Genomic DNA, 11,903 nt, shown 5'->3' with positions numbered 1-11,903 from the left:
CAAAACCGTTACGTTATTCTGCGAATGCTTCCAGTCCTTTTTTAATGCGTTCTTGTGTTGCAGCCTTACCTAAGGTAGCAGCAATATCAAACACCGGGGGGCCAAACTTACCACCACATAACATGATGCGGAAGGGTAGCTGTAGCTCTCCCATCTTGATCCCTTTTTCAGCAGCCAGTGCTTTGAAGCTGGCTTCCAGTTCCACTGCGGTGAATGCGGACAAAGCATCCAGCTGCGCTCCCCATGCTGTGAAGAACTGTGCTTTCTCCGGTGTCCATTTAGGCTTCACGGCAGCTACATCATAGCTTTGCGGCTCCTCGAAGAAGAAGAACCCATGGTCCCAGATTTCGTTGATGAAATGACAACGTTCTTTCACCAGTCCTGCTACTGTAGCTACATAAGCCGGATCCGCCACAATATTTTTTTCCTGTAGTACCGGTAAGAACAACTGTGCCAGTGCATCATTGTCTTTCTTTACCAGGTATTGGTGATTGAACCATTTTGCTTTTTCAAAATCAAATTTGGCACCTGCTTTATGCACCCGTTCCATAGAGAATTTTTCCACCAGTTCATCCAGTGAAAATATTTCCTGTTCGGTACCATCGTTCCAGCCCAGTACTGCCAGCATATTGATGAACGCTTCCGGCAAAAATCCTATTTCCCGGAACCCCTTAGTTAATTCACCTGTTTTTGGATCTGCCCAGTTCATCGCATATACCGGGAAGCCTAAACGGTCTCCATCGCGTTTGCTCAGCTTTCCGTTACCATCCGGTTTTAAGATCAGCGGCAGATGCGCCCATTGGGGCATGTGAGCTTCCCATCCCAGGTATATCCACAATAAAATATGTACCGGCGCAGAGGGCAGCCATTCTTCCCCACGGAAAGCATGGGTGATCTTCATTAAATAATCATCTACCACTACAGCCAGGTGATAGGTAGGCATCCCATCCGCTTTCAGCAGCACTTTATCATCTACCATACCTGCATGGAAGGAAACATGCCCTCTTACCATATCCGTAAAAGCCACCTCTTCACCCACAGGCATCTTAATACGGATCACATGGGGGGTATTTTTGACCAGGAGTTCCTGTACTTCCGCATCAGGCATACTCAGGGAGTTGCGCATCTGCGCTCTTACCACATGGTTGTATTGGGGAGCAGGGTTTTCAGCCGACTTCAGCCTTTCCCGCATAGACTCCAGTTCTTCCGGTGTATCAAATGCGTAATAAGCATGGCCGGATGCTACCAGCTGTTCTGCATACTGGCGGTACAAAGGTTTTCGCTCACTTTGGCGGTAAGGACCATACGGTCCTCCTACATTCGGGCTTTCGTCCGGATTAAGGCCGCACCAACGCAAACACTCCATGATATATTCTTCCGCACCAGGTACGTAACGGGTTTGATCTGTATCTTCTATCCGCAGCACAAAATCACCTTTATGCTGTCTGGCAAACAAATAATTGAACAAAACGGTACGTACCCCTCCCAGGTGAAGACCTCCTGTAGGACTAGGTGCAAAACGTACTCTTACCTTTTTATCTTTCATAGGCGGCAAAGGTAAGAAAATTAGCTTTTAGCTGTGTGTGGAGCGCTGTAAGCCGTGAGAAGAGCTGAGAGCCATGAGCTACGAGCTTCGAGCCTCGAGCCTCGCAGGGCAGCAGACACAGCGGCTGTAAGCATCTTCGTCAATAAAGGTTTTTTACCTACCTTTATAAATGTCTTTTCCAAGCTAAAAGCTAAAAGCTAAAAGCTAAAAGCTAAAAGCTAAAAGCTAAAAGCTAAAAGCTAAACAGCCACTTATGTTCTATCTTACAAAAACGCCGGGTATCCTCAAAGCCATGTATAAAAGTTGTATCTGGAACTTTTCTCCGGCCAGCAATGCAGTATACCTGACATTTGATGACGGCCCTCATCCTACGGCTACTCCCTTTGTCCTGGAGCAATTAAAAAAGTATGAGGCAAAAGCCACCTTTTTTTGTATTGGTAAGAACGTAGTGGAATACCCTGAAATCTATCAGCAGATTTTGCAGGAGGGACATACCGTAGGCAATCATACACATAATCACCTGAACGGCTGGAAAACAAGTACTGATAAATATCTGGAAAACATAACCACCGCACAGCAATACATTCATTCACCTCTTTTCCGTCCGCCATATGGGCGGATCACGCCTTTCCAGATCAAACACCTGAAATCCAGCATGCCTGGTACTAAAATAATTATGTGGGATGTGCTGAGTGGTGATTTTGATCCGGGCATTACCGGTGATACCTGTGTACAGAATGTGGTATTCAAAATGCAACCGGGGTCCATTGTGGTGTTTCACGACAGTACCAAAGCATGGGACCGTCTGTCTTATGCACTGCCCAGGGTACTGGAATACTGCAAAAAACAAAAGCTGGAAATGCTGGCGATACCTTCCTGATTACATTATTTTTAAACAATAAGCCACCAGCATATTGCCAGTGGCTTATTTTATCAGCAGGTATAGACAGGTTAGGTTGAATCAGCTGAAATTATCTCGGTAGTTTTATCTCTTTGTGTTTATCGCCCACTGTAATGGAAGCCAGGCTATCGCATACCCCATTACCATAATCAATAATACCGGTACGGTTGTTCAGTTCTATTTTTGCCTGCCCTTTTTCTATCCAGGCGCAGCTGAGGCTTTTAATGAGCGGAGCTATCGTAGTCACCTTTGCAACATTACCATTAGGGTAAGAAAGTGTAGCCGTACCTTCTACGCTGTAAACACCTGCTTCCTCCCTTGTAATTGTTTTATCGCAGCTGTAGTTCCAGCTGATGGTATCTCTTGTTACCTTACCACCGGTGATGACAGTACTGTATTTAAATTTGCCGGCGGTACCGGAAAGATTCGTGATGCTGTCTATCCCTTCAATTTTAATATCATTCACTTTGTAGTTGTCTAACCGGATCACCACCTTAGCATTTTGCTGGGTCAAAGGGCTGGAAAGTTTTACCCATAGTATCCCGCTGCGTACCCGTCCATGATTATCCGCACAGGCAGTACCAAAGTCAATCTTTATCGTCTTAGGCCATACGTTGGGAGCCACATTATCAATCATGATGGAAGGAACGCATATGCCCGTTTCGGAAGTTCTGGCTTCCAGGCCTTCTGTTGCAATCACGCCGGCCGCTGTTTCAAACAGATCATTGTACAACGCATCGGACGCCCCTTCATGAGCGGCAGCAGCAATGGTGATATTATCCTGTTCGTCTATCACAGGCGCATCATCCCCATTATTATCTTTTTTGCAGGCAAAGAAAAGCGTGATTACTGCTATGCCCAGAATAGCAGCAGCAAGGACACGGTTAGTACTAAAGTAGCTTCTCATAGTATAGTTTTTTTTAGCAAATAGGTTTTTCTGACTTTACCTTTGCGGGAGGGCAAAGCCTTGGTATTATAATTTTTACAAATCTAATAAATTTTAACACTTTCAATAAAAATATTATGTATTGGATAGATACCCATGCTCATTTATACGGGGAAGAGTTTTCCGAGGACAGGGCAGCAATGGTAGAACGTGCGTTGGCAGCGGGTGTTGACAAAATATTCTTACCCAACATAGACCAGCAGGCCATTCCTGGCATGTTGGAGCTTGAAAACCAATACCCTGGGCATTGTTTTGCCATGATGGGGCTTCATCCCTGTTATGTCAAGGAAAATGTAGCTGAGGAAATGGCCACTGTAAAAGCGTGGCTGGCCAAGCGCCCCTTTCATGCCATCGGGGAAATAGGACTGGATTTTTACTGGGATACCACGTTCCGGGAGCAGCAATACGAAGCCTTCCGGGAGCAGTTACAGCTGGCCAAAACCTACCAGCTGCCGGTAGCCATTCATAGCCGGGAATCTACCCGCCAGTGTATAGATGAGGTAAAAGCGCTTCAGGATGGCAGTCTTACAGGGGTTTTTCATTGTTTTTCCGGAACATTGCAAGAAGCCCAGGAAGTTATTGACCTGGGTTTTTACCTGGGCATAGGCGGTGTAGTGACTTTCAAGAAGTCGGGGCTGGATAAAATTGTGGAGCAAATCCCCCTGGAACATATCCTACTGGAAACAGATGCACCTTATCTGGCCCCGGTTCCATACAGGGGAAAACGCAATGAAAGTGCCTATATCCCACTGGTGGGTGAAAAGGTGGCTGATATAAAAAATCTAAAAATTGCCGACGTAGCCGCTATTACAACAACCAATGCGCTCAAATTATTTAAAATGCTCTAAGTGTTTAGTAGATACCTTTGCAGGCAATTGGCACCAACAGAATGAGTAAGATTTTAATCATTTACACGGGCGGTACGGTAGGTATGATCTATGATGATAAGACTAAAGCGCTACGTCCGATAGGATTTAATGAGATCAGGAATAATTTACCGGAACTATACCGGATGGGAATTGACTTCTACGTATATGCGTTTAATCCTCCCATAGATTCGTCAGACATGCAACCGGAAATATGGGTAGAGCTGGCCAGTATCATTGAAGACCGGTACGACCGCTATGATGGATTTGTGATTCTTCATGGTTCTGATACCATGTCCTTTACGGCTTCTGCCCTCAGCTTTATGCTGGAAAACCTTTCCAAACCAGTTATTCTTACCGGCTCCCAGTTGCCTATTGGCAAGATACGGACGGATGCCAAGGAGAATATCATCACCGCAATGGAAATTGCTGCAACCCGTCATAACGGGACAGTAATGGTTCCGGAAGTATGTATTTACTTTGATTTTTCCCTGTTCCGTGGCAACCGCTCCAAGAAATACAATGCGGAAAAGTTTGAAGCCTTTTACTCCATGAACTATCCTGCGCTGGCAGAGGCCGGCATTGAAATAAAATATAAGAACCAGTATGTACTGCCTTCTCCGGAGCAGCCGCTGAAGGTGCATAAAGAACTGGAAACCAATGTTACTGTACTTAAAATATTCCCCGGTATTACCCGTAAAGCAGTAGAAGCCACCCTGGGTGTACCCGGTCTGAAAGGAGTGCTCCTGGAAACCTTTGGCAGTGGTAATACGACCACACAGTCCTGGTTTGTGGAAAGCCTCAAAAAAGTGATAGACAATGGGGCTATCATCGTAGACATCACCCAGTGCGATGGTGGATCTGTAGAACTAGGGAAATATGAAACCAGCCAGCACCTGCAAAAAATAGGTGTTATCAGCGGTCATGATATGACCTTTGAAGCAGCCATTACCAAACTCATGTTTGTACTTGGTCTGAACCTGCCGCTGGAAGAAACCAAACTGTTAATCGAAACTTCATTGAGGGGAGAACTGACGCCGGCTAATAGCTATTAATTATTAGCTGTTAGCCTTTAGCTATTAGCTTTTAGCCTAATGCAGCGAGTGATTGGCTTATATGTGTGGTAATAATAGCTATTAGACTTTAGCTGTTAGCTGTTAGCTGTTAGCTCAATGCAGCGGATGGTTCAATGATAGTTATATGCTAATGATCTGTTGCCTGTGTGGTAATTTTGCCCCACAGGATGGTTTTGTTAAACCCATTTCATAGCCTTTTATGCTCTATTCATACTCTATCTATGCTTTAACCATGCTTTAACTATGCTTTAACTATGCTTCAAGCATAGGGTGACTCGTCCTAAAATAGGTTTACACCCATGTTAAATAATCCGGATTAAAGTTTACATACCCGCTGCATTAGGCTAACAGCTAATAGCTAAAGGCTGACCGCTTTTTCCCCAGCGCAGGCTCCCATAAAAAAGAGGCCGACCATCACCGGCCAGCCTCCTGCATCACTCATTTTTCTTAGTTAGCGGTATCCCACCATACTCTGCTGGTTAGTTTATCACCACCAGGCACACTTTCACTTGCTTTTTTATAATTAACAGGGTTATCACTTGCTTCCGCCAGCGGATAGGTTAAACGGCGTGGTATTGTACCATTGGTTAGGTTGCCCGGATAAGCAACAGGGGTAAGTTGGGGGTAACCTGTTCTTCTCCAGTTATTCCAGGCCTCATATCCATTGAAGAGAGTAGCTGCCCAGAACTGTGTATTAATCATTTCCAGGCCCTTTGCCGCGTTATAAGGATGCGCTGCCAGGTAAGCCGCCGCCGCATTATCTTCCACCGCTGCATCCGCCCCAAAAACGCTGTATTGGGTAATCGCGGCTTTTACGCCATTATCGTAGTGTGTTTGGGCTGAACCGGCAATATTCCAGCGCTGAGCAGCATCTGCCAGCAACAATTCAGCTTCTGCGTAGGTAAGTGCCAGGGTAGGGGCGTCTAATTTCAGAAATGGAGGACTTACGAAAGAATAATCGTTCAACCCGGTAAAGCCAGGGGCATTCGTAATATTATTCGGTCCGCCCTGCTGATCATAACCATTAGGCATTCCCTTTTGGTTGGCAGGTGTTCTGTCGCCATTTCCTAATTGTGCTATCACCCCTAACCTGGGGTCATTGTTATTTTTGAGGAAATCTATATAGGTTTTAGAAAGCCTGGTGAAAGGTGCAATATCATTCAACCCGAACACAAGGCTAAAGCGGTTTACGGTAACACGACCACCGGAAGCATCGTGTTTCACCAGTGCATTATCGCTGTTATCCTGCATGGTTTTGCCAACTACCTTTTTCACATACTCCTGCGCAGTAGCTGGCGCCACTTTTGTGAGGCGCATTGCCGTACGTAACAAGAGCGTATTGCCAAAGCGTTTCCACTTTTCTACATCTCCGTTGTAATACAGATCTCCCGGAGGCTTATCTCCTGCCGGATCCAGCGCGTTCGTTGCTTCTTCGATTTCTTTCAGCAGGTCGGCATATATTTTTGACTGCTCATCATATACCGGGAAATACACCTGGGAATAAAGGCCGAGACCCGCATTAAAGTAAGGAACATCCCCATATTGGTCTGTAATACGCTGCAGGATCATAGCGCGCATGATGCGTGCCATCTGATACAGATTTTTATACTTCTCCTTTCCTTCGGTAAATTTCACTACTTCCACAATAGGGTTTACCTGTTCTATATAAGCCCCCGACACCGCCGTACCCCAATAAGCCGCAGTAAATCCTTCATTCTGTACATATTTATCACCCGGCCAGTTTGCCACCGTAGAAGTGAGTTGCTGCATCATACTGGAAGATACCCCCAGATTGGACCGCCACACTTCATACCCATTATCCCTGCTACCCGTATAGGTAAGCTGTGCAGACGTAAACAAGAAGTTAGGATCATAGTTAGCGGGCGTATAGCTGGATGGATTGGTGTTTATTTCCAGAAAATCTTTGGTACATCCTGCCAATAGTAATCCACCTGCCAGGCAGATTGCTGTATATTTTTTAGCTAAAAGTTTTTTCATCTTCATTTCAGTTTTTTTAATGCTTGTACACTTAGAATTTAACATTCAGGTTAAAACCAAAACTCCGTACAGGCGGTACGCCACCTAGTTCAAGGCCCTGGGCCACATTGGAATAAGCAGCTTCCGGATCGATATTATCTGTTTTCCGCATCAGTAAAAACAGATTACGGCCCACTGCGCTCAATGTAAGTCCCTGTATTACGTTGTTAAACATCTTAGCCGGGAAGCTATATCCCAGGGTGATCTGACGCAATTTGACAAAGCTGGCATCGTGTACAAAAAGTGCAGAAACATTATTGGACAGATCGCGGTAATAGGTTTGTGCCGTAGCATTAGAAGTGCCGTAAGTTTTCTCTCTGCCTTCCAATGTAGCCTTATGCAATCCAAACTGGTAGCCATAAAAATCCGTACCGGAAAATATTTTGCCCCCAAACTTTCCATCTATCAGCACTGATAAATTGAAGCGTTTATAAGAAAATTCATTGTTCCATCCACCTGTCCATTTATGATAACCGGATCCAAAGCTCTTCAGCTCCCCCTTTACCGGAGCGCCATTTGAATTCACTTCCAGTTTTCCAGAGGCATCATATTTATAGTCGTATGCCCTGATCTGATTTACGGGCAGGCCTACGATATTGCTCAAATTTGCATTGTCGGTTCTGGAACCCGCCACTGCTAAATCTGTTTGCCCTGCTGCCAGTGCTATTACTTTGTTGTTATTAATAGATCCATTGAGGGAGGTCGTCCATCGGAAGTTTTTACTTTCATAGGGGATACCTGTAATCAAGGCTTCAAACCCGGTGTTCCGGAGCTCACCAATATTCAGCACTACAAAAGCATATCCTGAAGTAACAGAAGCCGTTGACTGCACGATTTCATCCTTTGACTTTTTATCGTACCAGGTAAGGTCCAGTCCTAAGCGGTTGCCCAGGAAACGTACTTCTGTACCGATTTCGAGCTCGCTTGCTTTTGAAGGAAGCAATGTACCTGAAGGAATACTATTGTTGATAATACGGCCCAAAGCCTTTCCATTGATAGTATTAACAAAAGCATTGGCTTCGTTTTGCAGTCCTATACCGTAGTTCAGCAAGGTTTGATAAGGTTGTGTAGCAGCACCTACCACAGCATAACCTGCCCTTAATTTACCGAAGCTCAGCCAGGGAGCATTTACCAGTTCAGAAAACACCAGGGAGGTACTTACAGATGGATAAAACACATCCAGCTTATTGGAAGGAGCCATGGTAGAGAACCAGTCGTTACGGCCGGAAGCGTTCAGATAAAGGAATCCTTTATAGGCCAGTTCCAATGTACCATACACCGATTGTACTTCCTGGCGGGTAATGCTATAAGCGCTGCTTTGGTTTTTAGCATTAGAAATATCATAGGTAAAAGGGATATTCATATTAGCACCTCCCAGGGCGGTATTTTCCAGACTTACTTTCTGAAGGTTAGCACCCAGTGTAGGCGTGATAGTAAGATCGTTCTTTACTTTTACCGTCATACCGATTAAACCGTCTACGTTTGTTTCAGAGAAGTTGATATTCCCTTCTGTTACAGATCCATTGGGCAGATAAGCGGTACCACTTGGTACGATGAAAGTATTCCGATTGTTGTACTGATCCCTTCCCGCGCGGGCCTGCATAAAGAAGCCATTATCAAAAGTATATCTCAGACTGGCCGATCCGATAAACCGGTTACGGTTTGTATTATTGACAAACTTTTCTGCTGCAAACCAGGGGTTGGTAGCATAGGAGTTATTAGTAAAGCTCAATTCATTACCATTAGGTTGGTAGCCGGGTTTCAGCGTATTTACATCCAGGGTAGTAGGCAGGAACATTACCTGAAAACTGGAGTTACCCGGACCATCATTGAGGATGGGGCGGTTCTTTGTATCTTCCACAATGTAGTTTACCCGTGCATCTACCTGGAGTCGTTTGGTAATATTGTAATTCGCAGATACGTTAAACGTTTTGCGTTTTAAACCTGCATTAGGAATGACGGCATCGTTCTTCAGATCACTGGCTGAAAAGCGGAAGCCACCATTGTCTAATCCTTTTGAAAAGGAAATCGTGTTAGTAAAGGAGCCGCCGTTGCGGTAGAAGTTTTTCAGGTTATTCTTCTGTGCTACATAAGGCCGCTCTACCCCATCAAACTGTACTACTTTAGACCCATCTATTTTAGCGCCCCAGCTGTTATTCCCTACATTAAAAGCATTGGATCCGCTGGTGGGCTTATTTCCATTGGCACCATTGCCATATTCATACTGCCAGTCCGTAACGTTCATTACCTGCTCTACCACATAGTTGGAGTTAAATTCAATAGTACCTTTGCCGCTGCCGCTCTTGGTGGTAATTAGTATAACACCTGCTTTTGCGCGGGAGCCATACAGTGCGGAAGCCGCAGCACCTTTTAACACAGAGATAGATTCTATATCGTCCGGGTTCAGGTTGCCGATACCATCGCCCAGGTCGGTAGCATTAGACCACATACTGGTAATTGCAGTGCTCTGGTTGCTCATCGGCACCCCGTTAACCACATACAAAGGCTGGTTGGAGCCATTCAGGCTGGACACTCCACGAATGAGTACATTGGTAGAAGCACCCGGACCACCCGCTACCGCATTTACATTCACCCCTGCTACTTTACCTACCAGTGCATTTGCAACGTTTCCCTCACGGGCCTGCGTCAGTTCGCTTCCTTTTACTTCCGAAACGGAGTAGCCCAACGCTTTACGCTCTTTACGTATGCCCAGTGCCGTTACCACTACCTCGTTCAGGGCCTTGGTATCTTCGTCCAGGACTATTACAAATTGTATTTTTCCGCCGATCACCACTTCTTTACTAAGGTATCCGGTATAGGAAATCACCAGTACATCTCCCGGAGCAGCGTTGATCGTAAAGTTGCCATTTGCATTAGCGGTAACACCAATGGTGCTTCCTTTAATTTTAACGGTTGCACCTGGCAATGCCTGTCCCTGTGCATCCGTGATCCGGCCTTTCACTTCAATAGGTGCATGGAAAGGAGCCAACTTAATCCCCTTCTTATTTTTAGGCGCAATAGCTATAATACCATCAATAATCCGGAAGTTGAGTGCCGTTTGCTCGGACACTTCATTGAGCAGGTCGGTCAGTTCCCATTCCTTTTCCTGGATGGTCACTCTTTTGGAAGCATCAATATCTTCCCGGTTGTATATAAATTTGAAGGACGTAACAGATTCAATCCGCTCAAATGTTTGCATTACTTTAGCATCATTAAATCCTATTCTCAATACCTGTGTAGCGTGTGCCTTCAGGGTAGGTATCAATAATGCAATAAGGAGCATTACCAATGACCATCGTTTTATCTTTTGATAAAATGGTAGAGGTGTGATATTCATAAAGCTGGAATTTAATAAAGTACAAAATTTAGAACATAAGGATCACGGCATAAACATTAATCAATGTCATGAAAAAGGGTATTATCAGTAAAAGGTATTGTGCTTATTTTTCCGGAAAAATTATCTGAACATTTTGGTCAATCAATCGGTATTCAAACTTATGTATAAAGCTGAGCGCTTCTAATATATTCTTCAGGCTTTTATTTTTAAATTCTCCGGTAAAGTGTTTGCTGACAGCAGGCATGTTTTTCACTTCTATTTTCACGCCATACCAGTCTTCCAGTTTCATAACAATCTCATCAAATCTGGCATCCCGGAAAGTCAGTTCATCATGTTGCCACATAATGGCATCCTCAATTTTAAAATCTTTCTTTCTGATCAGCTCATTCGCTGCTTTTTTGCTGACCATGATCTGTTGTCCCGGATCCAGGTAAACGATATCTACCTGTTGTCCTGGCTGTCTGGGAGCACATTGCACTTTCACTTTACCCGTTACCAGGGATACTTTAATTTCTGATTCATGCTGATAGTAGCGAACCATAAACGAGGTACCCAGTGCAGTAGTAATTACATCTCCACATTTCACTGTAAAGGGTATGTCTTCATTCTTCGCCACATCAAAAAAAGCTTCTCCGTCTAAGATGATGGTACGGTTCTTTTTGTTGTAGCCGGCCGCCATTTTCACCTGGCTATTCGCATTAAATGTTACGATGGTCCCGTCAGGAAGGGTGATAGTACTTTTATTACCAACACTGCCTGCATCCTGTTGTTGTGATACAACAACCTTATCCTGACGGGGGCTACCGGAGAAAAACCATATTCCTGACACTATAATAATCAAAGCTACTGCCGCTGCATACCGCATTAACGGACGCAGGAAAAACTTTTTGCCGGCAGGTTTATATATTGGAACAACGTGTGAAATACCTTGTGTATGCGCATTAAACAATGCCTTGAAAGCACTTAGCTCTCCTTTATATTTTTCCTGGTTACCTACCTGCTCTACAATTGAAGCAAACATCTTTTTTGCTGCCAGCACCTTTTCTGTTGCCGCTGGATTATCTTTTATCCAATTTTCCCAGAACTGCACGTCCTGCTCATTATTGCCAAGGCAGTAATGAAGGAACGATTCATCCGTTAAAAAATCTTCAGGCTGATAATGCTCGTAAGCCATGCTTTTATTGCTTTACTATT

At 44.7% G+C, this 11,903-nt stretch carries 8 protein-coding genes; 3 read left to right on the top strand and 5 right to left on the bottom strand.

Annotated elements, in window-relative coordinates; translation table 11 throughout:
* Positions 1-13 precede the first annotated feature (13 nt).
* Complete coding sequence (gene gltX, locus ABR189_RS20380; protein WP_354662320.1) at positions 14-1,546, bottom strand: glutamate--tRNA ligase; 1,533 nt, start codon at positions 1,544-1,546, stop codon at positions 14-16.
* Positions 1,547-1,799: 253 nt separating this feature from the next.
* Here gltX and ABR189_RS20375 point away from each other — a divergent pair, with 253 nt between their 5' ends.
* Positions 1,800-2,426, top strand: a complete 627-nt coding sequence (locus ABR189_RS20375) for a polysaccharide deacetylase family protein (RefSeq protein ID WP_354662319.1) — start codon at positions 1,800-1,802, stop codon at positions 2,424-2,426.
* Positions 2,427-2,517: 91 nt separating this feature from the next.
* Here ABR189_RS20375 and ABR189_RS20370 read toward each other — a convergent pair whose 3' ends face one another.
* A complete protein-coding gene (locus ABR189_RS20370) occupies positions 2,518-3,354 on the bottom strand; it encodes a hypothetical protein (protein ID WP_354662318.1) in 837 nt (278 codons plus the stop codon).
* 116 nt (positions 3,355-3,470) lie between these two features.
* Here ABR189_RS20370 and ABR189_RS20365 point away from each other — a divergent pair, with 116 nt between their 5' ends.
* Both ABR189_RS20365 and ABR189_RS20360 read left to right on the top strand, forming a co-directional pair.
* A complete protein-coding gene (locus ABR189_RS20365; protein WP_354662317.1) occupies positions 3,471-4,241 on the top strand; it encodes a TatD family hydrolase in 771 nt (256 codons plus the stop codon).
* 41 nt (positions 4,242-4,282) lie between these two features.
* Positions 4,283-5,314 carry an asparaginase gene (locus ABR189_RS20360; RefSeq protein WP_354662316.1) on the top strand — a complete coding sequence of 344 codons (1,032 nt, stop codon included), beginning with the start codon at positions 4,283-4,285 and terminating at the stop codon, positions 5,312-5,314.
* A 468-nt stretch (positions 5,315-5,782) separates the two neighbouring features.
* Here ABR189_RS20360 and ABR189_RS20355 read toward each other — a convergent pair whose 3' ends face one another.
* The 3 genes from ABR189_RS20355 to ABR189_RS20345 all read right to left on the bottom strand — a co-directional run bounded on the left by ABR189_RS20355 (position 5,783) and on the right by ABR189_RS20345 (position 11,883).
* Positions 5,783-7,333, bottom strand: coding sequence for a SusD/RagB family nutrient-binding outer membrane lipoprotein (locus tag ABR189_RS20355; RefSeq protein ID WP_354662315.1), 1,551 nt, complete (start codon positions 7,331-7,333; stop codon positions 5,783-5,785).
* Between the two features lie 31 nt (positions 7,334-7,364).
* The gene (locus ABR189_RS20350; protein WP_354662314.1) at positions 7,365-10,709 is read right to left on the bottom strand and encodes a SusC/RagA family TonB-linked outer membrane protein; all 3,345 of its coding nucleotides are present in this window, start codon (positions 10,707-10,709) and stop codon (positions 7,365-7,367) included.
* A 103-nt stretch (positions 10,710-10,812) separates the two neighbouring features.
* Complete coding sequence (locus ABR189_RS20345) at positions 10,813-11,883, bottom strand: FecR family protein (protein ID WP_354662313.1); 1,071 nt, start codon at positions 11,881-11,883, stop codon at positions 10,813-10,815.
* Positions 11,884-11,903 lie beyond the last annotated feature (20 nt).

It is taken from the genome of Chitinophaga sp. H8 (assembly GCF_040567655.1).
In the GTDB taxonomy this organism is placed as follows: Bacteria; Bacteroidota; Bacteroidia; order Chitinophagales; family Chitinophagaceae; genus Chitinophaga; species Chitinophaga defluvii.
This window is presented reverse-complemented; position numbering and strand designations above follow the sequence as displayed.

Bases quoted from the DNA above. Each gene is read 5' to 3' on its own strand.
- gltX (WP_354662320.1), bottom strand. From the start codon at position 1,546: ATGAAAGATAAAAAGGTAAGAGTACGTTTTGCACCTAGTCCTACAGGA.
- ABR189_RS20375 (WP_354662319.1), top strand. From the start codon at position 1,800: ATGTTCTATCTTACAAAAACGCCGGGTATCCTCAAAGCCATGTATAAA.
- ABR189_RS20370 (WP_354662318.1), bottom strand. From the start codon at position 3,354: ATGAGAAGCTACTTTAGTACTAACCGTGTCCTTGCTGCTGCTATTCTG.
- ABR189_RS20365 (WP_354662317.1), top strand. From the start codon at position 3,471: ATGTATTGGATAGATACCCATGCTCATTTATACGGGGAAGAGTTTTCC.
- ABR189_RS20360 (WP_354662316.1), top strand. From the start codon at position 4,283: ATGAGTAAGATTTTAATCATTTACACGGGCGGTACGGTAGGTATGATC.
- ABR189_RS20355 (WP_354662315.1), bottom strand. From the start codon at position 7,333: ATGAAAAAACTTTTAGCTAAAAAATATACAGCAATCTGCCTGGCAGGT.
- ABR189_RS20350 (WP_354662314.1), bottom strand. From the start codon at position 10,709: ATGAATATCACACCTCTACCATTTTATCAAAAGATAAAACGATGGTCA.
- ABR189_RS20345 (WP_354662313.1), bottom strand. From the start codon at position 11,883: ATGGCTTACGAGCATTATCAGCCTGAAGATTTTTTAACGGATGAATCG.